Source organism: Streptomyces sp. NPDC027663 (assembly GCF_055566415.1).
This window is the reverse complement of sequence record NZ_JBVHSK010000001.1, coordinates 248001-273918: the sequence shown is the minus strand read 5'-3', so window position 1 is coordinate 273918 and position 25918 is coordinate 248001. Positions and strand designations below refer to the sequence as shown.

21 protein-coding genes are annotated in these 25918 nt (G+C 70.7%); 12 read left to right on the top strand and 9 right to left on the bottom strand.

Annotation, left to right across the window (positions count from 1 at the left end; all coding sequences use genetic code 11):
• Positions 1-140: 140 nt before the first annotated feature.
• From ACZ4SF_RS01210 to ACZ4SF_RS01190, 5 genes are all read right to left on the bottom strand, one after another.
• Complete coding sequence (locus ACZ4SF_RS01210) at positions 141-1484, bottom strand: VanZ family protein (protein WP_468376524.1); 1344 nt, start codon at positions 1482-1484, stop codon at positions 141-143.
• A 394-nt stretch (positions 1485-1878) separates the two neighbouring features.
• Positions 1879-2214, bottom strand: coding sequence for a hypothetical protein (locus ACZ4SF_RS01205; RefSeq protein WP_468376522.1), 336 nt, complete (start codon positions 2212-2214; stop codon positions 1879-1881).
• A 38-nt stretch (positions 2215-2252) separates the two neighbouring features.
• Positions 2253-3941, bottom strand: a complete 1689-nt coding sequence (locus ACZ4SF_RS01200) for a thiamine pyrophosphate-binding protein (RefSeq protein WP_468376519.1) — start codon at positions 3939-3941, stop codon at positions 2253-2255.
• Positions 3938-4918, bottom strand: coding sequence for an agmatinase (gene speB, locus ACZ4SF_RS01195; RefSeq protein ID WP_468376516.1), 981 nt, complete (start codon positions 4916-4918; stop codon positions 3938-3940). The genes ACZ4SF_RS01200 and speB overlap by 4 nt, the downstream gene beginning before the upstream one ends.
• 56 nt (positions 4919-4974) lie before the next feature.
• Positions 4975-6435 (bottom strand): sodium:solute symporter family protein, encoded by a 1461-nt coding sequence (locus ACZ4SF_RS01190; RefSeq protein ID WP_468376513.1) that lies wholly within the window; start codon positions 6433-6435, stop codon positions 4975-4977.
• A gap of 174 nt (positions 6436-6609) precedes the next feature.
• On the opposite strand from ACZ4SF_RS01190, the gene ACZ4SF_RS01185 reads away from it, so the two are divergent.
• Together ACZ4SF_RS01185 and ACZ4SF_RS01180 are read left to right on the top strand one after the other, a co-directional pair.
• A complete protein-coding gene (locus ACZ4SF_RS01185) occupies positions 6610-8250 on the top strand; it encodes a PucR family transcriptional regulator (RefSeq protein ID WP_468376511.1) in 1641 nt (546 codons plus the stop codon).
• 62 nt (positions 8251-8312) lie between these two features.
• Positions 8313-9101: a phosphatase gene (locus ACZ4SF_RS01180; RefSeq protein ID WP_468376508.1), complete on the top strand. Its 789-nt coding sequence runs from the start codon at positions 8313-8315 to the stop codon at positions 9099-9101.
• A 67-nt stretch (positions 9102-9168) separates the two neighbouring features.
• On the opposite strand, the gene ACZ4SF_RS01175 is transcribed toward ACZ4SF_RS01180, so the two are convergent.
• The 4 genes from ACZ4SF_RS01175 to ACZ4SF_RS01160 all read right to left on the bottom strand — a co-directional run bounded on the left by ACZ4SF_RS01175 (position 9169) and on the right by ACZ4SF_RS01160 (position 12692).
• Positions 9169-9549 carry a hypothetical protein gene (locus ACZ4SF_RS01175; RefSeq protein ID WP_468376505.1) on the bottom strand — a complete coding sequence of 127 codons (381 nt, stop codon included), beginning with the start codon at positions 9547-9549 and terminating at the stop codon, positions 9169-9171.
• Between the two features lie 311 nt (positions 9550-9860).
• The gene (gene tesB, locus ACZ4SF_RS01170; RefSeq protein WP_468376502.1) at positions 9861-10727 is read right to left on the bottom strand and encodes an acyl-CoA thioesterase II; all 867 of its coding nucleotides are present in this window, start codon (positions 10725-10727) and stop codon (positions 9861-9863) included.
• 35 nt (positions 10728-10762) lie between these two features.
• On the bottom strand, positions 10763-11920 hold the full coding sequence (locus ACZ4SF_RS01165) for an acyl-CoA dehydrogenase family protein (protein ID WP_468376499.1): 1158 nt from the start codon (positions 11918-11920) through the stop codon (positions 10763-10765).
• A 175-nt stretch (positions 11921-12095) separates the two neighbouring features.
• On the bottom strand, positions 12096-12692 hold the full coding sequence (locus tag ACZ4SF_RS01160; RefSeq protein WP_468376496.1) for an SACE_7040 family transcriptional regulator: 597 nt from the start codon (positions 12690-12692) through the stop codon (positions 12096-12098).
• A 97-nt stretch (positions 12693-12789) separates the two neighbouring features.
• Here ACZ4SF_RS01160 and ACZ4SF_RS01155 point away from each other — a divergent pair, with 97 nt between their 5' ends.
• From ACZ4SF_RS01155 to ACZ4SF_RS01110, 10 genes are all read left to right on the top strand, one after another.
• On the top strand, positions 12790-14406 hold the full coding sequence (locus ACZ4SF_RS01155) for a carboxyl transferase domain-containing protein (RefSeq protein ID WP_468376493.1): 1617 nt from the start codon (positions 12790-12792) through the stop codon (positions 14404-14406).
• An 11-nt stretch (positions 14407-14417) separates the two neighbouring features.
• Positions 14418-16436, top strand: coding sequence for an acetyl/propionyl/methylcrotonyl-CoA carboxylase subunit alpha (locus tag ACZ4SF_RS01150; protein ID WP_468376491.1), 2019 nt, complete (start codon positions 14418-14420; stop codon positions 16434-16436).
• Positions 16433-17374 carry a hydroxymethylglutaryl-CoA lyase gene (locus tag ACZ4SF_RS01145; RefSeq protein ID WP_468376488.1) on the top strand — a complete coding sequence of 314 codons (942 nt, stop codon included), beginning with the start codon at positions 16433-16435 and terminating at the stop codon, positions 17372-17374. The genes ACZ4SF_RS01150 and ACZ4SF_RS01145 overlap by 4 nt, the downstream gene beginning before the upstream one ends.
• A gap of 5 nt (positions 17375-17379) precedes the next feature.
• Positions 17380-18540, top strand: a complete 1161-nt coding sequence (locus ACZ4SF_RS01140; protein WP_468376485.1) for an acyl-CoA dehydrogenase family protein — start codon at positions 17380-17382, stop codon at positions 18538-18540.
• A gap of 228 nt (positions 18541-18768) precedes the next feature.
• Positions 18769-19815 carry an ABC transporter substrate-binding protein gene (locus ACZ4SF_RS01135; protein WP_468376482.1) on the top strand — a complete coding sequence of 349 codons (1047 nt, stop codon included), beginning with the start codon at positions 18769-18771 and terminating at the stop codon, positions 19813-19815.
• Between the two features lie 119 nt (positions 19816-19934).
• Complete coding sequence (locus tag ACZ4SF_RS01130; RefSeq protein WP_468376479.1) at positions 19935-20789, top strand: siderophore-interacting protein; 855 nt, start codon at positions 19935-19937, stop codon at positions 20787-20789.
• Positions 20790-20901: 112 nt separating this feature from the next.
• Positions 20902-22344 (top strand): lysine decarboxylase DesA, encoded by a 1443-nt coding sequence (gene desA / locus ACZ4SF_RS01125; protein ID WP_468376477.1) that lies wholly within the window; start codon positions 20902-20904, stop codon positions 22342-22344.
• Positions 22328-23605 (top strand): lysine N(6)-hydroxylase/L-ornithine N(5)-oxygenase family protein, encoded by a 1278-nt coding sequence (locus ACZ4SF_RS01120; RefSeq protein WP_468376475.1) that lies wholly within the window; start codon positions 22328-22330, stop codon positions 23603-23605. Before desA ends, ACZ4SF_RS01120 begins: the two co-directional genes overlap by 17 nt.
• A complete protein-coding gene (locus tag ACZ4SF_RS01115) occupies positions 23602-24141 on the top strand; it encodes a GNAT family N-acetyltransferase (RefSeq protein ID WP_468376473.1) in 540 nt (179 codons plus the stop codon). The genes ACZ4SF_RS01120 and ACZ4SF_RS01115 overlap by 4 nt, the downstream gene beginning before the upstream one ends.
• Positions 24138-25916, top strand: coding sequence for an IucA/IucC family protein (locus tag ACZ4SF_RS01110; protein WP_468376471.1), 1779 nt, complete (start codon positions 24138-24140; stop codon positions 25914-25916). Before ACZ4SF_RS01115 ends, ACZ4SF_RS01110 begins: the two co-directional genes overlap by 4 nt.
• Positions 25917-25918: the final 2 nt, after the last annotated feature.

Here is a 25918-nt window from a genome sequence, read left to right as displayed (position 1 = left end):
CCTCGTACGGGCGTCCCCCTGAACGCCGTTGAGCGCACCCGTGCGCTGCCTGATGAGACTCACCGGGGCACCCGGAAGTTGTACGCATGTTCGCAGGGTAGGAACGCGGGGCCTGCGGACGCGTCACTCGGTGATACGCGTCACTCGGCCAGTCGACGGGTCGCGGCGTCCACCGTCCTGTCGTAGGGATCGCAGCCGCCCTCGTCCCCGACGGGCGTGCAGTCCGGGTCGGCGACCTCCACGTGCCACACCGCGCGCCAGGGACCCCGGTTGCCCTTGGTGCGCTCTGTCGTCAGCTCGCGGGCGTGGAACCGCAGTCGCCCGGGTTCGACACCGCTACTCAGCACGCTCTGCCGTACGGCCTTCTCGGCCTGCCGTGCCGAGATCAGCCGGGCGGGAAGCTCCACGCGCATGGGCCCGAGGTCGACCTGGAGCCCCTGGACGCGGCCTGTCCGGCCGATCCGCACGTCGAGGCTGCGGGGCATGGCCACTTCACCCTCCTTGAACCGCCAGGAGGTGGTCCACCCGTCACCGCCCTGGTCCTTGCCGGCCGGCCGCGTCACGTGCCAGGAGGCCGACCCGGCCCACGGGTAGTGGGCGCGCATGTATGCGCGGGCGATGCGGTAGGCGCCTTGGGCGTCGTGCGGCGGGGTGGTGCCGGGGACGGCGAAACCCGGGCCGGAGGCGAGGTCGAAGTCGGCGATGAGCCGGCGCCCGCCGGGCCACATCAGCTCTGCCGAAACCGCTTCGGCCAGCTGGACGTGCATCCATCCGTTGTAGCCGTCGAGGCCGGGACTGATCTGTACTCTCCCGATCTCGTACCGGTCGCCGAAGGCCTGACGTACGGCCCGTTCGGCGGCCTGCCGTTCGGCGCCGTCCGCGTCGCGGATGCTGGAGCCGTCGACATGGGTCAGGGTGACCGCGGTCTGCAACGTGCCCGCGCCGAGCACACCGAGCGCCCCGGCCAGCACCAGGGTGGGCCTGGCCCAGGCCCGCCAGGCGACCCGCCCGAGCACCGCCAGGAGTCCCGCGGCCAGACCGACCAGTCCCCCGCCCACGTTCATCTCGGCATCGGCGCTGTCACAGATGCCGGCGGTGAACGGCGCGAGCGCCTGGGCCAGTTCGATGAGGCAGGGCAGGACGAGCACCCCGGCGAGCACCGGCACCGGCCGCCGCAGCGCGAGCACCCCGAAGAACCCGACTGGCACGAACATGGCCAGGTTCCACAGGCCCTGGGTGGTGTGGAGCGGCTCGGTGACCTCGTGGTTGATCACACACTCGACGGAGCCGCCGGTCTCACCGGCCCGCAGCGCGAGGGTGACCCCGAGCACGCCGGTCAGACAGAAGACGAACGGCAACCACCAGAAGGCATGCGCGGCCCGCCGCCGTCGGGCCAGCCACCACGCCGCACCCCCGAGCACGGCGGCGACGACGGTGAGCCCGCCCAGGAACCCCCGTTCATCGCCGAACACAGCCTCGAACACGATTGCTCTCCCCCGTCGGTGACGGCCTGGTCGGGGCCGTCGGCTCATGATCAGCACGGAGGACGACCGCACGGGCCGACGCAGTTCCGTTCCGGTCGCGCACGCGTCCGACGTGATGACACGACACGCCGAAGGGGTCATGGTTCCCGGCCAGACCGACGACGACCCTGACGACCCACCCGCCACAGCCGTCGTCCGCTGACGTCGCCGTCAGCGCTGCCGTCGAACGGCGCAGAGCCCTCGCCGACATCACTGTCAATGATGGCTCGTGCACGGTTTTTCAGGCTTCTGAAGCCTCAGCCGAGAGGGCGCTGAATTTTAAAGAACTCAAGTCCAGCAAGGCCGCTGACAGGCGAAGCCGACACGCTCCAGACCTGCCACGATGGCATCCGCCTCACGGCGCACCCCGGCCGCCTCCCAGCCAAACGAGCTGCGATTCGGCGCAGTACCTCACGGTGCAGGCCGCAGAGACCAACTCCATCGCCGAATACTCTCCGCTCGACAGCATCCTGGCACACATTCCCAGAGGGACCGCAAAGTCCGCTTGAGCTTCGTCCGTTAGCGAATCGAGCGAATCAGATTCCTCCGAGAGAACCAGCTCCACGATCGAACTCAAGAATCCTGCCAGTTCAGGGGCGTCCACTCCACGAGAGAGTTCGATCATGTCTTCGTATTCGGCGAAGCCGAATCGATTGACCCGGAAGTGTTCCCTGCTCACGCCAATTCCCATCTATGGGATGTTCTTTACCCACTCAATGGCGACGGGCGTCAATGGCCGAGATGCGTCGGTGCGAACATCCGCAGGACGGCGGGGAGTACGACCACCGAGGGACCCGGGGTGGCCAGGGCCTTCGCCAGATCCTCCGTCAGCGTTTCGGGGGTCGTGCGGACCCCCGGCACCCCGAAGGACTCCGCCAGGGCCACATAGTCCGGGCGGGTGAGTTCCGTCGCCGTGGCCTGTCCGAAGGCGTCCGTCATGTATTCGCGGAGGATGCCGTAGCCGCCGTCGTCGATGATCAGCCAGGTGACCGGGAGGTCGTACTGCCTCGCCGTCGCCAGCTCGGCGATCGAGTACAGGGCTCCGCCGTCGCCGGACACCGCCAGCACCGGGGTGGCCGGGTCGGCCGCCGCCGCGCCGAGTGCCGCCGGGAAGCCGTAGCCGAGGCCGCCGGCGCCCTGGGCCGAGTGCATGGTGTTCGTGCCCCGGGGGTCGAACGCCGACCAGGCCCAGTAGGCCAGGATCGTCATGTCCCAGAAGGACGGGGAATCAGCGGGGAGCGCCTGGCGCACCGCTGTCAGCACGTCCTGTTCCAGGGTGAGTTCCTGGGACGCGATACGGGCGCAGACCTTCGCGAGCAGGTCCCGTACCCGCTCCGGCGCCGACTCGTCCGTGCGCTCCTCCACCGTCTCCAGCAGGGCTTGGAGGGCGAGGCGGGCGTCGGCGTGGATGCCGAGGGCCGGGTGGTTGGACTCCAGTTTGCCGAGGTCCGCCTCGATCTGGATCACTCGGCCCCGGGGCTTGAACGTGTGGTAGTTCGAGGAGAGTTCGCCGAGGCCCGAGCCGACCACCAGGAGTACGTCCGCGTCCTCCAGGAGGTCCGTCGTGTGCCGGTCCTCCAGCCAGGACTGGAGCGAGAGGGGGTGCTCCCAGGGGAAGGCGCCCTTGCCGCCGAAGGTCGTGACGACGGGGGCGTCCAGCTTCTCGGCCAGTTGCAGGAGCTTTCCGGAGGCGTCCGACCGTACGACTCCGCCGCCCGCGATGATCGCCGGGCGGACGGCGCGGGAGAGCAGGTCCGCCGCCACCGCCGTCAGTTCGGGGCGCGGCACCAGGTCGTCCGGGGTCGCGTCCACCGCCGTCACCACGGGCAGGGACGTCTCGGCGAGCAGCACGTCCTGCGGGATCTCCACCCACACCGGGCCGTGCGGAGCGGTCAGCGCCGACTTCCAGGCCGCCGCGATGGCGGACGGGATCTGGGACTGCGTGCGGACCGTGTGGACCGACTTGACGACGCCCCGGAACGAGGCCGCCTGGTCGGGGAGTTCATGGAGGTAGCCGTGCCGGCCGCCACCGAGGCCCGCGGTGGGGATCTGGCTGCTGATCGCGAGGACGGGGGCGGACGCCGCGGCCGCCTCCTGGAGAGCCGCGAGCGAGGTCAGCGCACCCGGCCCCGTCGACAGCAGCAGCGGGGCCGCCTCGCCGGTGATCCGGCCGTACGCGTCCGCCGCGAAGCCCGCGTTGTTCTCCACCCTGAGGCCGATGTAGCGCAGGGAGGAGCGGCGCAGGGCGTCGAACATGCCGAGGGCGTGCTGGCCGGGCAGGCCGAAGACCGTGGTCGCGCCGAGCCCGGCCAGCGTCTCCACGACCAGGTCTCCGCCGTTGCGCCCCGGGGGAGGCGTCAGGGCAGCGGTGATCTGCGCCGGCGTCGGACGGAGTACCAGGTCGTGGTCGTGGGTCACTTCGCTTCCGCGTCCTTCCGGGCCGCCGCGATCTGGCGGCTCATGATGGTGGTCAGTTCGTAGGCGGTGTGGGAGGCCGCGACCGAGGTGATCTCGGCGTGGTCGTACGCCGGGGCGACCTCGACCACGTCCGCCGACACCAGGTTGCAGGACGCCAGCCCGCGCAGGATCTCCAGCAGCTCGCGGGAGGTCATGCCGCCGGCCTCGGGGGTGCCGGTGCCGGGCGCGTGGGCCGGGTCGAGGCAGTCGATGTCGATGGAGATGTACAGCGGGCGGTCGCCGATGCGCTGGCGCAGCTGGTCGGCGACCTCGTCGGCGCCGCGGCGGTAGATGTCCGCCGAGGTGACGATGCCGAAGCCCATCTTCTCGTCGTCGGTGAGGTCCTGCTTGCCGTACAGCGGGCCGCGGGTGCCGACGTGGGAGAGCGCCTCGGTGTCGAGGATGCCCTCCTCCACCGCGCGGCGGAACGGGGTGCCGTGCGTGTACTCGGCGCCGAAGTAGGTGTCCCAGGTGTCCAGGTGGGCGTCGAAGTGGAGCAGGGCGACCGGGCCGTGCTTCTTCGCGACCGAGCGCAGCAGCGGCAGGGCGATGGTGTGGTCGCCGCCGAGGGTCATCAGGCGGGCGCCGGTGCCGAGCAGGTCGTCCGCGGCGGCCTCGATGGTGTCGACGGCCTCGTTGATGTTGAACGGGTTCACGGCGATGTCGCCGCCGTCGGCCACCTGCGCCAGGGCGAAGGGGGACGCGTCCTGCGCCGGGTTGTACGGGCGCAGCAGCCGGGACGCCTCGCGGATGGCGTTGCCGCCGAAGCGGGCGCCCGGCCGGTACGAGACGCCGGAGTCGAACGGCACGCCCACGACGGCGACGTCGGCGGTGCCGACCTCGTCCAGGCGGGGCAGCCGGGCGAAGGTCGCGGGTCCGGCGTACCGCGGGATGCGGGAGGAGTCGACGGGGCCGCGGGGCGTCTCGTTGCTGCTCATTGTGAAATGCCTTCTTTCTTGCGCTACGTCGCGCATGCACTGCTTTCCATACGACTCTACTGGTGAGCCGGGACCGGTTCGGACGCGAGTTCGGGGGACTGTCCGGCGAGGCGTTCGCGCCAGGTGGCGAGGACGGTCTCGTCGGTGGGCCTGGTCGCCAGGGAGACGGCGATGTAGACGGCGAGGGAGGCCAGCAGGCCGTAGTACACGGGCTCGTTGGCGAGGATGCCGTAGCCGGCCATCAGACCGATCACGGCGAGGCCACCGACGATCACCGAGGCCAGCGCGCCCTGCACGGTGCCCCGCTTCCACAACAGGCCGCCGAGGATCGGGACGAGCAGGCCGCCGACGAGGAGGTTGTAGGCCACGGTGAGGGCCTCGACCACGTTGTTGAGCGCGATGGCGGTGCCGATCACTCCCACACCCATGATCAGGATGAAGACGCGGTTGCCCTTGACCTCGTCGTGCTCCTCGCCGGAGGGCCGCACCGCACCCCGCAGCCGGGACCAGATGTCGTTGTTGGCGACGGTGGCGCAGGCGATCAGGGCGCCGGAGGAGGTGGACATCACGGCGGCCAGGGCGGCGGCCAGCACCAGGCCGCGCACGCCGATGGGCAGTTCGTCCTTGACGATGGTCGCGAAGGCGTCGTCCGGGCTGCCCAGCTTGGGGTAGAGCACCTTGGCGGCCGTGCCGATCACCGCGCCGGCGAGGGCGTAGACCAGACAGTAGGTTCCGGCCACCGTGCCGCCCCACTTGGCGGTCTTGTCGCTGCGGGCGGTGAACACGCGCTGCCAGATGTCCTGGCCGATCAGCATGCCGAACGTGTAGATCAGGACGTAGGTGAAGATCGTCTCGCCGCCGATGCCCAGCGGGTCGAAGTACTCGGTGGGCAGCTTGGCCTTCATCTCGGAGAAGCCGCCCGCCTTGACGACCGCGATCGGCAGGAGCAGGAGCAGCACGCCGATGGTCTTGACGACGAACTGGACCATGTCGGTGAGCGTGATGGACCACATCCCGCCGAGGGTCGAGTACGCGACGACGATCGAGCCGCCGAGGATGATCGCGACGGTGCGGTTCATGTCGAAGAGCACGTCGAAGATCGTGGCGTAGGCGATGGTCGAGGTGACGGCGAGCATGAGGGTGTACGCCCACATGACCACGCCGGAGATCACGCCCGCCCGGCCGCCGTAGCGCAGGTCGAGCATCTCGGAGACCGTGTAGACCTTCAGCCGGGCGATGCGCGCCGAGAAGAAGACCGAGAGGGCCAGCAGGCCGAGGCCGATGGTGAAGACCATCCAGGCGCCGGAGAGGCCGTACTGGTAGCCGAGGCCGACGCCGCCGATGGTGGAGGCGCCGCCGAGGACGATGGCGGCCATGGTGCCGGAGTACATGGCGGGGCCGAGGCGGCGCCCGGCGACCAGGAACTCGCTCTTGGACTTGGCGCGGCGCATGCCCCACCAGCCCATGGCCAGCATGCCGGCGAGATAGACGACGATCACTGTGTAGTCGACGGCCATGTGGGGCCCTCCTTCGCGCACATTCCCGGTGGCGTGTCGTGCAGAGACGTGGGGTGTGCCGGCACCTGATCGCAGGGACATCCGCCCGTACCCGCGGGCGCCGGTCTGGACTTGACACTAAGTGGCCGGAAAGCGACTGCGAAGTGTACGTTTCATCCATATGGACGGGGTGGAATGGAGGAAACGCACACCATGCCGGAAACGATCACCCCAGCAGTCCCACCGACCCCACCCGTCCCGCTGTCGGCCCTGCTGGCACGGGAGGATCTCGCCCTGCGCCAGATCGCGGGGCCCTCGGATCCCGGCATCGTGATCCACTGGGCGCACACCTCGGAGATGGCCGACCCCTATCCGTATCTGCTCGGCGGCGAGCTGCTGCTGAGCGCCGGGGTGCACGTCCCTGAGGCGGCCGGACCGGACGGGGGTTCCCCCGGCCCGGGCGAAGCCGAGAGCCTGGGGGACTATTTCGACGGCTACGTCTCCCGGATCGTGGCGGCGGGTGGCGCCGCCCTCGGCTTCGGCCTGGCGCCGGTGCACGACACGGTCCCGGACGCCCTGGTCGCCGCCTGCGACAGGCACGGTCTGCCCCTGCTGGAGGTCCCGCCGCAGACCACGTTCTCCGGGGTGGCCCGCGCGGTGTGGCAGCTGATGGCCCAGGCCCGCCTGGCCGAGCTGCGCCGTGTCACGGAGGCCCAGCAGAGCCTCGCCGCCGCGGCCTCCCGTCCCGACCCGGTGCCGTCGGTGCTGCACCGGCTGGCCCAGCGGCTGGGCGGCCATGCGTCGCTGCACGGCCCCGACGGGACCGAGATCGTCGCGGCGGGCCGCGAGCCGGCGGACGGGGCGCGCGCGGCGCTGGCGGCGCTGACCGCGGTGGTCAGGCCGGCGGCCAGGACGGCGGCCGGTACGGCGAAGGCCACGGACCACACGGGGGGCGGCGGTCCTGCGCCGGCCCCCCGCCCGCTGCCCACGTCCGCCACCGACACCCTCGGCTCCACCCACCTCGCCGTCTACGCGCTCGGCGCCGGCGAAGGCCTGGTGCTCGGCGTGGCCACGTCCCGGCGCGAGCCCGGCGACCACACCATCGCCTCCGTCGCCGCCGTACTGCTGTCCCTGCTGACCGGCGAGCACCGCGGCGGCACCGGCGCGGCCCTCTCCTCCGCCCTGGTACGGCTGCTGCTGGGCGCCCCGCCCGCACAGGTGGCTCCCCTGCTCGGCTCCGGCGGACAGTGGCTCGTCGTGCACGCGCGGCCGGAGAGCAGGGCCCTGTCGCGCTCCGGCAGGGGTGACCCCCAGGACGCCGTCGCCGCCTCCGCCCTCGGCGCCGCCCTGGGATCACCGCTGGTCGACCTCGACCGTGACGTCGTACGGGTGCTGGTGCCGGCCGGGCGCGAACCGGAGCCGCAGCCCGGCTGGACGCTCGGGGTGAGCGCCGCGGTGGAGCCGCACGACTGGCCGGCCGGCGACACCCAGGCGGCCCGTGCCCTCGCCCGCGCCCGCGCCACCCGCACCCCGCTGGTCCGGCACGCGGCCCGGCCCGCGCTGGAGGACCTGGTGGCCGGTGCGGACGCCGAGTCGCACGCCCGCGCGCTGCTCGCGCCGCTGGCGGGGCAGACCGCGCTCGCCGAGACCCTGCGCACCTGGCTGTCGCTGCACGGCAGTTGGGACCGCACCGCGGTGGCGCTGGGCGTGCACCGCAACACCGTGCGGCAGCGGATCGCCCGCTGCGCCGCCCTGTTGGCGGCCGACCTGGACGACCCCGACGTGCGCATGGAGTTGTGGTTCGCGCTGCGCAGGGCCGACCGCGGGGGCGAGTGACACCCGTCCCAGGGGGCGATATGCCGAGGACGCCCGCGGCGCGCTGCCTCACAATGGGAGGCATGCCGATATCCGGGACACCCAGCCGCGCACAGCTCGTCGACCACCTGGTGAGGACCCGTATCGCGGGGGACGTCGCCACGCCCCGCGAGAACAACCTCTCCCACTACCGCCAGCTCGCCAACGGTGTCCGCAGTTTCTGGTTCGGCCTGGAGCTGGGCGACCGCTGGACGGACGAACAGGACGTGCTCGCCGTCATGGCCGAACGGGTGGGCGTCAACGACGACCCCGAGTACCGGTACGGGCAGGACACCATCGACCCCGAACTGACCGTGGACGCGCTCGACCGCATGGCGGCACGGCTGCGCAAGGCGGCCGAGGGGCGCCAGCGGGTGCTGTTCGCGACCGGCCACCCGGGCGGCCTGCTGGACGTGCACCGGGCCACGGCCGCCGCGCTGCGCGCCGCCGGCTGCGAGATCGTCGTCATCCCGGACGGGCTGCAGACGGACGAGGGGTACGTCATGCAGTTCGCGGACGTGGCCGTGCTGGAGCACGGGGCGACGCTGTGGCACACCCACTCCGGAGAGCCGATGCGGGCCATTCTCGCCGGACTTGAGCGCGAGGGGCGTCCGCTGCCCGACCTGGTGGTCGCCGACCACGGCTGGGCCGGGTACGCGGGACAGCACGGACTGGACTCGGTCGGGTACGCGGACTGCAACGACCCGGCGCTGTTCCTCGCGGAGGCGGAGGGCACCGTGCAGGTGGTCGTCCCGCTCGACGACCATGTGGTCAGCCCCCGTTACTACGACCCGATGACGGCGTATCTGCTCGCCGCGGCGGACCTGGCCTGACGCGGCGACAGGCGCGGTCTGCGGCTCCGTCGGCGGGGCCGCAGACCGTGCTCAGTTCGTGGTCGGGTCAGTGACCGCCACCTCCGTGACCGCCACCGCCGCCGTGACCGCCGCCACCGCCGTGGTCGCCACCGCCACCGTGGTCGCCACCGCCACCGTGGTCGCCACCGCCGCCGTGGTCGCCACCGTAGCCACCGTCGTGGTCGCCACCGTAGCCGCCGTCGTCGTCATCGTCGTCGTAGCCGCCGCCCCAGCCGTAGTCGTCGTCATCGTCGTCGTCGTCCCACGAGCTGTGGTCGCTGTGGTCGCCCCAGTCCGAGCTGTAGGAACTGTGGTCGCTGTGCCCGGACGCAAAGGCTGTTCCGGATGTGCCGATCGCGGCTCCGCCGGCCAGCAGCAGGCCGGAGGCGGACAACGCGACAAGGCGCCTCGTGCGCTGTGATCGCATGGGAATACCTTCCATCTCCATCGTCTCTCGCGACTCCCGGAGGAGGTGCGAGGTGGATGGCCGTCGCCGCGGCGATAAGGGGAGATGCGGCGCGGTCTTCAGGTGTCCCGCAGCAGGATTGAACGAAGCGGCGCATTCACCGATAACCCCCGCAGCCCACCCGCGCGCGTGATCGAAGCACGGGTACTGCAGCCGGGGATCCCGGGGTCCGGAAAACCCGTGTATGGGGCATGCCGTTCGCTGCGGCTTTCACTCAAAGAGCCTAGACCCGCTTGCGCCACTCGTCATCTTGAGCGTCCCCCCTGTCACAGTCACCTCGGGACGCGGACGACACCCTCCTGGATGACCGTGATGGCGAGCCGCCCGTCCTGGGTGTAGATACGGGCTTGACCGAGGCCACGGCCGCCGTGCGCGGACGGCGACTCCTGGTCGTACAGCAGCCATTCGTCGGCGCGGAAGGGCCGGTGGAACCACATCGCGTGGTCCAGGGACGCGCCCACGACATCCCCCACGGCCCAGCCGCCGCGCCCGTGCGCGAGCAGCACCGAGTCGAGCAGGGTCATGTCGGAGACGTAGGTGGCGAGGACGACGTGCAGCAAGGGGTCGTCGTCGAGTTTGCCGTTGGTGCGGAACCACACCTGGGAGTGCGGCTCGCGCGGCTCGCCGTACTGCCCGTACGGCGGCTCGTCCACATACCTGAGGTCGATCGCCTCGCGGGCCTCCAGGAACTTCTCGACGACCTCGGGCGCGAGGTGGCCGTAGCCGCGCAGCCGCTCCTGGGAGGTGGGCAGGGTCGCCGGGTCGGGCGAGGCGGGCATCGGTGCCTGGTGCTCCAGGCCCTCCTCGTACGTCTGGAAGGACGCCGAGAGGTGGAAGATCGGCTTGCCGTGCTGGACGGCGACCACCCGGCGGGTGGTGAAGGACCGTCCGTCGCGGATGCGGTCCACGGTGTACACGATCGGTGCTCCGGGGTCGCCCGGGCGCAGGAAGTACGCGTGCAAGGAGTGAGCGGGCCGGTCCGCGGGGACCGTCCGCCCGGCGGCGACCAGCGCCTGCGCCGCGACCTGCCCGCCGAAGACGCGGGGTACGACGGCGGAGCGGGACCGGCCGCGGAAGATGTTCTCCTCGATCTGCTCGAGGTCAAGCAGATCGAGGAGATCCTGGAGTGCCTGGCTCATGGCGTCAGTTGTACCGGCCAGTGATTGCGGGGACCTTACAGACCCATGTCCTTGGCGATGATCGACTTCATGATCTCGCTGGTGCCGCCGTAGATGCGGTTGACGCGGTTGTCCGCGTACAGGCGGGCGATCGGGTACTCGTTCATGTAGCCGTAGCCGCCGTGCAGCTGGAGGCAGCGGTCGATGACGCGGTGGGCGACCTCGGTGCAGAAGAGCTTGGCGGAGGCGGCCTCCGCGGGGGTCAGCTCGCCGGCGTCCAGGGCCTCCGTGGCGCGGTCGGCGACGGCCTCGGCGGCGTCCACCTCGGCCTGGCAGGCGGCCAGCTCGAACTTGGTGTTCTGGAAGTGGGCGACCGGCTTGCCGAAGACGGTGCGCTCCTGCACGTACTGCTTGGCGAACCGGACGGCGGCCTTGGCCTGCGCGTAGGCGCCGAAGGCGATGCCCCAGCGCTCGGAGGCCAGGTTGTGGCCGAGGTAGTAGAAGCCCTTGTTCTCCTCGCCGAGCAGGTCCTCGACCGGGACCTTGACGTCGACGAAGGCCAGCTCGGCGGTGTCGGAGGTCTTCAGGCCGAGCTTGTCGAGCTTGCGGCCGACGGAGTAGCCCTCGGACTTGGTGTCCACGGCGAACAGGGAGATGCCGTGGCGGCGGTCCTCGGCGGTCGGCGCGGCGGTGCGGGCGCAGACGATCACGCGGTCGGCGTGGACACCGCCGGTGATGAAGGTCTTGGCGCCGTTGAGGACGTAGTGCGTGCCGTCCTCGGAGAGCTTGGCGGTGGACTTCATGCCCGCGAGGTCGGAGCCGGTGCCCGGCTCCGTCATCGCGATGGCCCACATCTCCTCGCCGGTGACGAAGTTCGGCAGGTAGCGCTTCTTCTGCTCGTCGGTGGCGAGCATCTTGATGTACGGCAGGGCGAGCAGCACGTGCACGCCGGAACCGCCGAACTGGACGCCCGCGCGGGCGGTCTCCTCGTAGAGGACGGCCTCGAACTTGTGGCTGTCCATGCCCGCGCCGCCGAACTCCTCGGGCACGTTGATGCCGAAGATGCCCAGCTCACCGAGCTTGTAGTAGAAGTCGCGCGGCGCCTGGCCGGCGGCGAACCACTCGTCGTAGACCGGAACGACCTCGGCCTCGATGAAGGCGCGAAGGGTCTCCCGGAACGCCTCGTGATCCTCGTTGAACACCGTACGGCGCACGCCGCCACCTCCACGTACCTCGGCATGTCTAAGCGCTTGCTCATCCGAAGATACCGACGAGTACGGCAGGCGTCCAGGGTGAGCTTCCCCACCCGGGGCGACACCCGGGGCCGGGCGGCCGGGGAACTGGTCGCTCACCCCTGGGTGCGGGTGAGCGGCCGGCCGCCGGGGCGCGTCACCGCTCGCCCGCCGCCGCGAACGCCCCCCGCGCCATCCGGTGCAGCAGTGCGGCCGTGGTCCCCCGGCCGGGGAGCGTGCCCGCGCGGCCCAGATGAGGGGTGGAGTTCAGCAGGCCGAAGACCGAGTGGACCGCCGAGCGGGCGGCCGGCTCGGTCAGGTCGGGGTACACCCCGCGGACCACCTCCACCCACAGCTCGACGTACTGCCGCTGCAGTTGGCGGACCAGCTTGCGGTCGCTGTCGCGCAGGCGGTCCAGCTCGCGGTCGTGCAGGGTGATCAGCGGACGGTCGTCCAGCGCGAAGTCGATGTGGCCCTCGATGAGGGAGTCGAGGACGCGGGCCACGGGCACCCCGTCGGCCTCCGCCAGGCGCCGCTTCGCCCCGGTCAGCAGCTGGCCGCTGATCCCCACCAGCAGTTCGGCGAGCATCGCGTCCTTGCCCGGGAAGTGCCGGTAGAGCCCGGGACCGCTGATGCCGACCGCGGCACCTATCTCGTCGACCCCGACACCGTGGAAACCGCGTTCGGCGAAGAGCCTGGCGGCCTCCTTGAGGATCTGCTCGCGGCGGGTGGTGGCGTCGGTTCTGGTGACCATGCAGGCAATTCTAGACAGCGAGGTTAGCGGTCGTTAACCTGATGGAAATGGTTAACGCTCATTAACAGGTTCGATCACCGTGTGAGGGGACCGCAGGATGCACGAGGCACCGGAGCTGACGAGCGCGGCAGATCCCGCGTCGGAGGCCTGGCGGGCCAATGAACAGGCCCATCTCGCGCTCGTCGAGGAGCTGCGCGGCAAGCTGGCCGCGGCGGCGCTCGGCGGCGGCGAGAAGGCGCGGACCCGGCACACCGCGCGTGGAAAGCTGCTGCCGAGGGACAGGGTGGACACGCTGCTCGACCCCGGGTCGCCGTTCCTTGAGCTGGCGCCCCTCGCGGCCGACGGGATGTACGAGGGGCAGGCCCCGGCCGCCGGCGTGATCGCCGGGATCGGCCGGGTGAGCGGGCGCGAGTGCGTGATCGTCGCCAACGACGCCACGGTCAAGGGCGGCACCTACTACCCGATGACCGTGAAGAAGCACCTGCGCGCGCAGGAGGTGGCCCTCGACAACCGGCTGCCGTGCGTCTATCTCGTGGACTCGGGCGGCGCCTTCCTGCCGATGCAGGACGAGGTCTTCCCGGACCGGGAGCACTTCGGGCGCATCTTCTACAACCAGGCCAGGATGTCCGGCGCCGGGATCCCGCAGATCGCGGCCGTCCTCGGCTCGTGCACGGCCGGTGGCGCGTACGTCCCGGCGATGAGCGACGAGGCCGTGATCGTCCGCAATCAGGGCACGATCTTCCTGGGCGGGCCGCCCCTGGTGAAGGCCGCCACCGGCGAGGTCGTCACCGCCGAGGAGCTGGGCGGCGGCGAGGTGCACTCCCGGATCTCCGGGGTCACCGACCACCTCGCCGAGGACGACGCGCACGCCCTGCGGATCGTCCGGAACATCGTCGCCACGCTCCCCGCCCGGCAGGCTCTCCCCTGGGAGGTCCGGCCGGCCGCCGAGCCGAAGGCGGACCCGTACGGGCTGTACGGCGCCGTCCCGGTCGACTCCCGTACCCCCTACGACGTACGGGAGATCATCGCCCGCGTGGTCGACGGCTCGCGGTTCGCCGAGTTCAAGGCCGAGTTCGGGCAGACCCTGGTCACCGGCTTCGCCCGGATCCACGGCCACCCGGTCGGGATCGTCGCCAACAACGGCATCCTGTTCTCCGAGTCCGCCCAGAAGGGCGCCCACTTCATCGAGCTGTGCGACCAGCGCGGCATCCCGCTCGTGTTCCTGCAGAACATCTCCGGCTTCATGGTCGGCAAGGACTACGAGGCCGGCGGCATCGCCAAGCACGGCGCCAAGATGGTGACGGCGGTGGCCTGCACGCGCGTGCCGAAGCTGACCGTCGTCGTCGGCGGCTCCTACGGCGCGGGCAACTACTCGATGTGCGGCCGGGCCTACTCCCCCCGCTTCCTGTGGATGTGGCCCAACGCCAAGATCTCCGTCATGGGCGGCGAGCAGGCCGCCAGCGTCCTCGCCACGGTCAAGCGCGACCAGCTGGAGGCACACGGCGAGGAGTGGGCCGCCGAGGACGAGGACGCCTTCAAGGCGCCCATCCGCGCACAGTACGAGCGCCAGGGCAACGCCTACTACGCCACCGCCCGGCTCTGGGACGACGGCGTCATCGACCCGCTGGACACCCGCCAGGTGCTGGGCCTCGCCCTGACCGCCTGCGCCAACGCGCCCCTGGGAGATCCCCAGTTCGGCGTCTTCCGGATGTGAGGAGGGGAACCGTGTTCGACACAGTGCTGGTCGCCAACCGGGGCGAGATCGCCGTACGCGTCATCCGTACGCTCCGCTCGCTGGGCGTTCGCTCGGTGGCGGTCTTCTCCGACGCCGACGCCGACGCGCGGCACGTCCGGGAGGCCGACACCGCGGTCCGGATCGGCCCTGCGCCGGCCGCCGAGAGCTATCTGTCGGTGGAGCGGCTGCTCGATGCCGCCGCCCGCACCGGCGCCCAGGCAGTGCATCCGGGGTACGGCTTCCTCGCCGAGAACGCGGGCTTCGCCCGCGCGTGCGAGGAGGCGGGGCTGGTCTTCATCGGCCCGTCGGCGGACGCGATCGCGCTCATGGGCGACAAGATCCGCGCCAAGAAGACGGTGAAGGCGGCCGGGGTGCCGGTGGTGCCCGGGTCGAGCGGCAGCGGGCTGACCGACGCCCAGCTCGCCGAGGCGGCCCGCGAGATCGGGACGCCCGTGCTGCTGAAGCCGTCCGCCGGCGGTGGCGGCAAGGGCATGCGGCTGGTCCGGGACGCCGAGAAGCTGGCCGACGAGATCGCCGCCGCCCGCCGCGAGGCCCGCGCCTCCTTCGGTGACGACACGCTGCTGGTGGAGCGGTGGATCGACCGTCCCCGGCACATCGAGATCCAGGTGCTGGCCGACGGCCACGGGAACGTGGTGCACCTCGGCGAGCGCGAGTGCTCGCTCCAGCGGCGGCACCAGAAGATCATCGAGGAGGCGCCGAGCGTGCTCCTCGACGAGGAGACCCGGGCCGCGATGGGCGAGGCGGCCGTGCAGGCGGCCCGCTCATGCGGGTACCGGGGCGCGGGCACGGTGGAGTTCATCGTGCCGGGCGGCGATCCCTCCTCGTACTACTTCATGGAGATGAACACCCGCCTCCAGGTGGAGCACCCGGTCACGGAACTGGTCACCGGCCTCGACCTGGTGGAGTGGCAGCTGCGGGTGGCGGCCGGGGAGCGGCTCGGGTTCGGGCAGCAGGACGTGACGCTGACCGGGCACGCGGTCGAGGCCCGGATCTGTGCCGAGGACCCGGCGCGCGGGTTCCTCCCGTCCGGCGGCACGGTGCTGCGGCTGAACGAGCCGCAGGGCAACGGCATCCGCACGGACTCGGGGCTGAGTGAGGGCACCGAGGTCGGCAGCCTGTACGACCCGATGCTGTCCAAGGTGATCGCCTACGGCCCCGACCGCGAGACCGCCCTGCGCAAGCTCCGGGCGGCCCTCGCCGAGACGGTCACGCTGGGCGTGCAGACCAACGCCGGGTTCCTGCGGCGGCTGCTGGGCCATCCGGCGGTGGTGGCCGGAGAGCTGGACACGGGACTGGTCGAGCGCGAGGTGGACGGGCTCGTCCCGGACGGCGTGCCCGCGGAGGTCCACGCGGCGGCGGCGCTGCTGCGCCAGGGCGCGCTCGCGCCCGCCGACGGCTCCGGCTGGGCGAACCCGTTCGCCGCCGGCGACGGCTGGCGGCTGGGCGGCGCGCGGGCCTGGACACCGCACCACCTGCAGATGCCGGGCCACGAGCCGGTGACCGTGCGTGTGCGCAGCACGCCGGACGGAGGGACCGAGCTGCTGCTCCCCGGCGCGGACGAGCCGCTGCGGGGGTCCGGGGACGTGGTCCCGCGTCCCGGCGCCGCGGGCCGCTTCACCTTCCGGCTGGACGGTGTCTCCCACAGCTTCGCCGCCCTGCCGGACGGCAGCTGGCTCGGCCGTGACGGCGACGCCTGGCACCTGCGCGACCACGACCCGGTCGCCGCCTCCCTCACCCGGTCCGCGCACGCGGGTGCCGACTCGCTGACCGCGCCCATGCCCGGCACGGTGACCGTCGTGAAGGTGGCCGTGGGCGACGAGGTGGTCGCGGGCCAGAGCCTGCTGGTGGTCGAGGCGATGAAGATGGAGCACGTCATCTCCGCCCCGCACGCCGGCACGGTCGCCGAACTGGACGTGACACCCGGCACCACGGTCGCCATGGACCAGGTGCTGGCCGTCATCGCCCCGCACGAGGAGGTGGCACGGTGACCGCCGAGGGACTGCCCATGGTCGTACCGGCCCAGGACCTGCCCGCGCGGGTGCGGATCCACGAGGTCGGAGCGCGGGACGGGCTGCAGAACGAGAAGATGGCCGTACCGACGCCGGTGAAGGCCGAGTTCATCCGCCGGCTGGCCGGCGCGGGCCTGACGACGATCGAGGCGACGAGCTTCGTCCGCCCCGAGTGGGTACCTCAACTCGCGGACGCCGAGCAGCTGTTCCCACAGGTCAGCGACCTCGCTGTCGACCTGCCCGTGCTGGTGCCCAACCAGCGCGGCCTGGACCGGGCACTGGCCCTGGGCGCGGGCCGCGTCGCGGTGTTCGCCAGTGCCACCGAGTCCTTCGCGAAGGCCAACCTCAACCGCACGGTGGACGAGTCGCTGGCCGTGTTCGAGCCGGTGGTGCGCCGCGCCAAGGACGCGGGGATGCACGTGCGCGGCTATGTCTCGATGTGCTTCGGCGACCCCTGGGAGGGCGCGGTCCCGCTGCACCAGGTGGCCCGGGTCTGCACGGCCCTGCGCGACATGGGCTGCGACGAGCTGAGCCTCGGCGACACCATCGGGGTCGCCACCCCGGGCCATGTCCTGGAGTTGCTCTCCCTGCTCAACGAGGAGGGCGTGCCGACGAACACGATCGGCGTGCACTTCCACGACACCTACGGCCAGGCGCTCGCCAACACCTACGCGGCCCTGGAACACGGCGTGACCACGATCGACGCATCCGCCGGGGGCCTCGGCGGATGCCCGTACGCCAAGTCCGCCACCGGCAACCTCGCCACCGAAGACCTCGTCTGGATGCTGCACGGACTCGGCATCGAGACCGGGGTCGACCTCGGCCGTCTGACCGCCACCAGCGTGTGGATGGCCGCCCATCTGGGCCGGCCCAGCCCGTCCCGTACCGTCCGCGCTCTTTCCCACAAGGATCAGTGATCAGCATGGACCATCGTCTCAGCCCTGAGCTGGAGGAACTCCGCCGTACGGTGGAGGAGTTCGCGCATGACGTGGTGGCGCCGAAGATCGGCGACTTCTATGAGCGGCACGAGTTCCCGTACGAGATCGTGCGTGAGATGGGCCGTATGGGCCTGTTCGGACTGCCGTTCCCGGAGGAGTACGGCGGCATGGGCGGCGACTACCTGGCCCTCGGCATCGCCCTGGAGGAACTGGCCCGGGTCGACTCCTCGGTGGCCATCACCCTGGAGGCGGGCGTCTCCCTGGGTGCCATGCCGCTCCACCTGTTCGGCACGCCGGAGCAGAAGCGTGAGTGGCTGCCGCGTTTGTGTGCGGGTGAGATGTTGGGTGCGTTCGGCCTGACCGAGCCGGACGGCGGCAGCGACGCCGGCGCGACCCGCACCACGGCTCGTCTGGATCCGGACACCGACGAATGGGTGATCAACGGCACGAAGTGCTTCATCACCAACTCCGGTACCGACATCACGGGCCTGGTCACGGTCACCGCGGTGACCGGCCGTACACCGGACGGCAAGCCGCAGATCTCCTCGATCATCGTGCCGTCGGGCACGCCGGGTTTCACGGTGGCGGCGCCGTATTCGAAGGTGGGCTGGAACGCCTCCGACACCCGCGAACTGTCCTTCCAGGACGTCCGGGTCCCGGCCGCGAATCTGCTGGGCGAGGAGGGCCGGGGTTATGCCCAGTTCCTGCGCATCCTGGACGAGGGCCGGATCGCGATCGCGGCGCTCGCGACGGGTCTGGCCCAGGGCTGTGTCGACGAGTCGGTGAAGTACGCCAGGGAACGGCACGCCTTCGGCCGGCCGATCGGCGCCAACCAGGCCATCCAGTTCAAGATCGCCGACATGGAGATGAAGGCGCACACGGCCCGGCTGGCCTGGCGTGACGCGGCCTCCCGTCTGGTGGCCGGTGAGCCGTTCAAGAAGGAGGCGGCCCTGGCCAAGCTGCACTCCTCCACGGTCGCCGTGGACAACGCCCGCGACGCCACCCAGATCCATGGCGGCTACGGCTTCATGAACGAGTACCCGGTGGCGCGGATGTGGCGGGACTCCAAGATCCTGGAGATCGGCGAGGGCACGAGCGAGGTCCAGCGCATGCTGATCGCACGGGAGCTGGGACTGGTCGGCTGAGGCTTTCCTCGAGCCGAGGCCCCGGGACGTGAGGTGTGGTCGGCGGCGAACGACAGTTCTCGCCGTCGGCCGACGTCCGGGTGCCGACGACACCGGGCAGCAGGCGCCGGTGCGTTGGCTCACCGGCCGGGACGCACCGCCACCCTCTGGACATCATCTGAGGTTAGGCTAACCTACCTTCGAACTTGTCCGGCGGGCGCTCCGCCCCGTTCGAAAGCAGTCATACCCATGTCCCAAGCCCGTGCCACCCATCTCACTCGCCGCGGCCTGCTCGCCGCGGGCGGCGCCCTCGGACTCGGTGCCGCGCTCGCCGCCTGCGGGGACGACAAGGGCAACGACAGCGGCTCCGGCGCAGCGGCCAAGAACGGCAAGTCCGGCCCCTGGTCCTTCAAGGACGACCGCGGCACGGCTGTGAAGCTGGACAAGACCCCGGCGAACATCGTCGCGTTCACCGGCGTCGGTGCCGCGCTGTACGACTACGGCATCCAGGTCAAGGGCGTCTTCGGTCCCACGAAGGCCGCGGGCGGCAAGGCCGATGTCCAGGCCGGCGACATGGACATCAGCAAGGTGACGATCCTGGGCAACGCCTGGGGCCAGTTCAACATCGAGAAGTACGCGTCCCTCGCGCCGGACGTGCTCATCAGCACCATGTTCGACGACGCCGGCACCCTCTGGTACGTCCCGGAGGAGTCCAAGAAGAAGATCACCCAGCTCGCCCCGAGCGTCGGCATCTCGGTCTACGACCGCCAGCTCACCCAGCCGCTGCAGCGCATGTGGAACCTCGCCGAGTCGCTGGGCGCGGACATGAAGGCCGCCAAGGTCACCGACGCCAAGAAGCGCTTCGAGGACGCCGCGGCCCGGCTGCGCGCCGCCGCCAAGGCCAAGCCGGACATCAAGGTGCTGGCGGGCAGCGCGAGCGACGAGCTGTTCTATGTCTCCGGCACCAACCTCTCCATCGACCTGGAGTACTTCAAGGCTCTCGGCGTGAACTTCGTCGAGCCGCCGGAGAGCGCCAAGAAGCAGGGTGGCGGCTGGTACGAGTCGCTGAGCTGGGAGAACGTCGACAAGTACAAGGCCGACATCATCATGCTGGACGACCGGTCCTCGGCGATCCAGCCGGCCGACATCACCAAGCCGACCTGGAAGAAGCTCGCCGCGGTGAAGGCCGGCCAGGTCATCTCCCGCTCCCCGGAACCGATCCTGTCCTACGACAAGTGCGTGCCGCTGCTCACCACTCTGGCCGAGGCCCTGGAGAAGGCCAAGAAGGTGCGCTAGGCGCCCGTGCGAAGGGGCGGTCTGCCTCGTGGGCGAACTGCGGGCCGTGTGTGGCTGGTCGCGCAGTTCGCCGTGCCCCTGAGCTCCGCTGAACTCCCCCACCTGAATCAGGAGCCCACATGACGACGGCCGTGGCCGCCCCGTTCCGTTTCTTCTCTCTTCAGGTCGTACGGACGAGGCGGCTCGGCCCGTCTCTGGTCCGGGTCGGTTTCGCCGGCCCCGATCTGCACGCCTTCCACTCGCACGGCCGGGACCAGTCCCTGTCGCTGTTCCTGCCGCACCCGGGCCAGCCCGAGCCGGTCGTCCCGCTGGAGCTGGGCGACGGCTGGTGGCAGGGCTGGCGGGAACTGCCGGACGAGGTACGGGCGGTGATGCGCTCGTACACGCTGCGCGCCCTGCGGCGGGACGCCTCGGGGCACACGGCCGAGATCGACATCGACTTCGCTCTGCACGGCATCGAGCCCGGCGCCCCCTCCCCCGCCGGCCCGGCCTCCCGCTGGGCCGCGCGGGCCGGCGTCGGTGACCGGGTGCTGCTGCTGGGGCCGGCCATCGCCGACAACCGCGCGATCCGCTTCCGCCCGCCCGAGGACACCGGGCACGTCGTGCTGTGCGGCGACGAGACCGCCGTACCCGCCGCGACCGCGATCCTCGAGTCCCTCCCGGCCGGCACCCGGGTCCGGGCCTGGCTGGAGGTCCCGCACGCCGGTGACATCCAGGACGTGCGCACCGACGCGGACGCGGAGATCACGTGGCTCGTACGGCACGACGGGCCCCCCATGGCCGTCGACGCCGTGCGGGCGGCCCAACTGCCCGGCCCCGAGGGGGCGTACGTGTGGATCGCGGGCGAGTCCGGCCAAGTCAAGGTGCTGCGGCGGCACTTCGTCTCCGAGCGCGGGGTGGACCGACGGCGCGTCACCTTTGTCGGCTACTGGCGGCAGGGGATGACGGAGGAACAACTCCGCGCCGCCGAGTAACCTTTCGTGACGTGACACCGGTCACCGGAGAGGTATGCCCCGCATCGTGAAACTTAGGTTAGGCTTACCTAAGTTGATCCCCGCACGGACCGTCCCCTCGGAGGACCCCCACATGCGCTCGCACCTGCTCAATGGCCTCACAGCGGAGCAGTACCGCCGCTCCGTGACCGAAGGAGTCGAGCGGGTGGCGGCCAAACTCGCCACCACCGACCGTCCGTTCACCGGCGTCACCGTGGACGCCCTCGCTCCCCGCATCGACGCGATCGACCTCGACCGCCCGCTGGGCGACACCACCGCCGTCCTGGACGAGCTGGAGGACGTGTATCTGCGGGACGCGGTCTACTTCCACCACCCCCGCTACCTCGCCCACCTCAACTGCCCCGTCGTCATCCCGGCGGTGCTCGGCGAGGCCGTGCTCGGCGCGGTCAACTCCTCCCTGGACACCTGGGACCAGTCCGCCGGCGGCACCCTCATCGAGCGCAAACTCGTCGACTGGACGGCCGCCCGCATCGGCCTCGGCCCGGCCGCCGACGGCGTGTTCACCTCCGGCGGCAGCCAGTCCAACCTCCAGGCGCTGCTGCTGGCGAGGGAGGAGGCCAAGAGCGACGACCTGGCACGACTGCGCATCTTCGCCTCCGACGTCAGCCACTTCAGCGTCAAGAAGTCCGCGAAACTGCTCGGCCTCGGCCAGGACGCCGTCGTCACCATCCCCGTCGACCACGACAAGCGGATGCAGACCGTCGCCCTCGCCCACGAACTGGAGCGCTGCGAGCAGGACGGCCTCGTCCCCATGGCCGTCGTCGCCACCGCCGGCACCACCGACTTCGGCTCCATCGACCCGCTGCCGGAGATCGCCGAACTGTGCGCCCAGTACGGCGTGTGGATGCACGTGGACGCGGCCTACGGCTGCGGGCTGCTCGCCTCCGTGAAGTACCGGGACCGCATCGACGGCATCGAGCGCGCCGACTCCGTCACCGTCGACTACCACAAGTCCTTCTTCCAGCCGGTGAGTTCCTCCGCCGTGCTGGTCCGGGACGCGGCCACCCTGCGGCACGCCACCTACCACGCGGAGTACCTCAACCCGCGCCGCATGGTGCAGGAACGTATTCCCAACCAGGTGGACAAGTCCCTCCAGACCACCCGCCGCTTCGACGCCCTCAAGCTGTGGCTGACCCTGCGCACGATGGGCGCCGACGGCATCGGCCAGCTCTTCGACGAGGTCTGCGACCTGGCCCGGGAGGGCTGGCGGCTGCTGGCGGCCGACCCGCGCTACGACGTCGTCGTCGAGCCCACCCTGTCCACCCTCGTCTTCCGCTACATCCCGGCGGCCGTCACCGACCCGGCCGCGATCGACCGGGCCAACCTCTACGCCCGCAAGGCACTGTTCGCCTCCGGCGAGGCCGCGGTCGCGGGCACCAAGGTGGCCGGCCGCCACTACCTGAAGTTCACCCTGCTCAACCCCGAGACCACGACGGCCGACATCGCCGCCGTCCTCGATCTGATCGCCGGCCATGCCGAGCAGTACCTGGGAGAGTCTCTTGACCGCGCGTCCTGAAGCCCACAGCAAGACCTACGACTTCGTGGGGATCGGGCTCGGCCCCTTCAACCTCGGCCTGGCCTGCCTCACCGAGCCGATCGCCGAGCTGGACGGCGTCTTCCTGGAGTCCAAGCCCGACTTCGAGTGGCACGCCGGCATGTTCCTGGACGGCGCCCACCTGCAGACCCCGTTCATGTCGGACCTGGTCACCCTGGCCGACCCGACCTCGCCGTACTCCTTCCTCAACTACCTGAAGGAGAAGGGCAGACTGTACTCGTTCTACATACGCGAGAACTTCTACCCGCTGCGCGTCGAGTACGACGACTACTGCCGCTGGGCCGCGCACAAGCTCAGCAGTGTCCGCTTCGGCTCGACGGTCACCGAGGTGACGTACGAGGACGAGCGCTACGTCGTGCGCACCGCGGCCGGTGACGTCCACCGCGCCCGCCACCTGGTCCTCGGCACCGGCACCCCGCCCCACATCCCGGACGCCTGCCAGGGCCTGGGCGGCGACTTCATCCACAACTCCCGCTACCTGGAGCACAAGGCGGAGCTGCAGCGCAAGAAGTCGATCACGCTGGTCGGCAGCGGCCAGTCGGCGGCCGAGATCTACTACGACCTGCTGAGCGAGATCGACGTCCACGGCTACCAGCTGAACTGGGTGACCCGCTCGCCGCGCTTCTTCCCGCTCGAGTACACGAAGCTCACGCTGGAGATGACCAGCCCGGAGTACGTCGACTACTTCCACGGGCTCCCGGAGGCCACCCGCTACCGGCTCACGGCCCAGCAGAAGGGCCTGTTCAAGGGCATCGACGGCGACCTGATCAACGAGATCTTCGACCTGCTCTACCAGAAGAACCTCGGGGGCCCGGTCCCCACCCGCCTGCTCACCAACTCCGCGCTCACCACGGCCCGGCACGAGAACGGCACGTACACCCTCGGCCTGCGCCAGGAGGAGCAGGAGAAGGACTACGAGCTGACCAGCGAGGGCCTGGTCCTGGCCACCGGCTACAAGTACGCCGAGCCCGAGTTCCTGAAGCCCGTCCGCGACCGGCTGCGCTACGACTCCCAGGGCAACTACGACGTCGCACGGAACTACGCCATCGACGTCACCGGCCGCGGGGTCTTCCTGCAGAACGCCGGTGTCCACGCCCACAGCATCACCAGCCCCGACCTGGGCATGGGTGCCTACCGCAACGCGTACATCATCCGTGAGCTGCTCGGCACGGAGTATTACCCGGTCGAGAAGACCATCGCTTTCCAGGAGTTCTCCGTATGACCAGCAAGACCCTGACCTTCACGATCCGCCCGCTCGACCCGCTGAAGGACGCCGAGCTGCTGCACGGCTGGGTCACGCAGCCCAAGGCCATGTTCTGGATGATGCAGGACGCGAAGCTGGAGGACGTCGAGCGGGCCTACATGGAGATCGCGGCCGACGAGCACCACCACGCGCTGCTCGGGCTGCACGACGGGAAGCCCGCCTTCCTGATGGAGAAGTACGACCCGGCCCACCGCGAGCTGGTCGGGCTGTACGAGCCGCAGCCCGGTGACGTCGGCATGCACTTCCTGGTCGCGCCCGCCGAACGGCCCGTGCACGGCTTCACCCGGGCCGTCATCACCGCCGTCATGGAGCACCTGTTCGCCGACCCGGCGACCCGGCGGGTGGTCGTCGAGCCCGACGTGCAGAACACGGCCGTGCACGCCCTGAACGCCGCCGTCGGGTTCGTGCCCGAGCGGGAGATCGACAAGCCCGAGAAGCGGGCGCTGCTGAGCTTCTGCACCCGTGAGCAGTTCGAGAAGGCGGTGGCCGCATGACCCTCGCCGACACCGTGGCCCATCTGTCCCCCGAGCGCTGGGAGACCGCCGGCCGGCTGCTGATCCGCAAGGCGCTCGCCGAGTTCGCCCACGAGCGGCTGCTCACGCCCGAGGAGCGCGAGGAGGAGGACGGGAGTTACGTCGTCCGGAGCGACGACGGGCGGACCTCCTACCGGTTCTCGGCCGTGCGCCGGGCCCTCGACCACTGGCAGATCGACGCCGAGTCCATCACCCGGCACCGCGACGGCGAGCAGCTGCCGCTGGCCGCGCTCGACTTCTTCATCGAGTTCCGGCACGCCCTGGGGCTCAGCGACGAGGTCCTCCCGGTCTACCTGGAGGAGATCTCCTCCACCCTCTCGGGCACCTGCTACAAGCTCACCAAGCCCCGTGTCACCTCCGCGGAGCTGGCGGCGAGCGACTTCCAGGCGATCGAGACCGGGATGACCGAGGGCCACCCGTGTTTCGTCGCGAACAACGGGCGGCTCGGGTTCGGCGTCCACGAATACCTGTCGTACGCGCCCGAGACCGCGAGCCCGGTCCGGCTGGTGTGGCTGGCCGCGCACCGCTCGCGGGCCGCGTTCACGGCGGGCGCCGGGATCGAGTACGAGTCCTTCCTGCGGGAGGAGCTGGGCGAACCGACGGTGAACCGTTTCCGCGCCGCCCTCTCGGACCGCGGTCTCGACCCCGCCGACTATCTGTTCATCCCGGTCCACCCCTGGCAGTGGTGGAACAAGCTCAGCGTCACGTTCGCCGCCGAGGTGGCCCGGGGCCACCTCGTGTGTCTCGGCGAAGGCGACGACGAGTACCTGGCCCAGCAGTCCATACGCACGTTCTTCAACACCAGCAACCCGCACCGGCACTACGTGAAGACCGCACTGTCGGTCATCAACATGGGCTTCATGCGCGGGCTCTCGGCCGCCTACATGGAGGCCACCCCGGCCATCAACGACTGGCTGGCCCAGCTGATCGAGAACGACCCGGTGCTGAAGTCGACCGGCCTCACGATCATCCGGGAGCGGGCGGCGGTCGGCTACCGGCACCTGGAGTACGAGCAGGCGACCGACCGCTACTCGCCGTACCGCAAGATGCTGGCCGCGCTGTGGCGGGAGAGCCCCGTGCCCTCGCTCCGGGACGGTGAGTCCCTCGCGACCATGGCCTCCCTGCTGCACGTGGACGACCAGGGCGCCTCGTTCGCGGGCGCGCTGATCGAGCGCTCGGGCCTCGTGCCCACCGAGTGGCTGCGGCAGTACCTGCGGGCCTACTACACCCCGCTGCTGCACAGCTTCTACGCCTACGACCTGGCCTTCATGCCGCACGGCGAGAACACGATCCTGGTGCTGAAGGACGGGGCCGTGCAGCGGGCGGTCTACAAGGACATCGCCGAGGAGATCGTCGTCATGGACCCGGACGCGGCCCTGCCGCCCGAGGTGCAGCGGATCCGTGTCGAGGTCCCGGAGGAGAAGAAGCTCCTGTCCGTCTTCACGGACGTCTTCGACTGCTTCTTCCGCTTTCTCGCCGCCCACCTCGCCACCGAGGGCGTCCTGGAGGAGGACGCGTTCTGGCGCACGGTCGCCGAGGTCACCCGCGAGTACCAGGAGGCGAACCCCGAACTGGCCGACAGGTTCCGCCAGTACGACATGTTCGCCCCCGAGTTCGCGCTCTCCTGCCTCAACCGGCTCCAGCTGCGCAACAACAAGCAGATGGTGGACCTCGCCGACCCGTCCGGCGCGCTCCAGCTGGTCGGCAGCCTGAAGAACCCCCTCGCGGCCTTCTGACG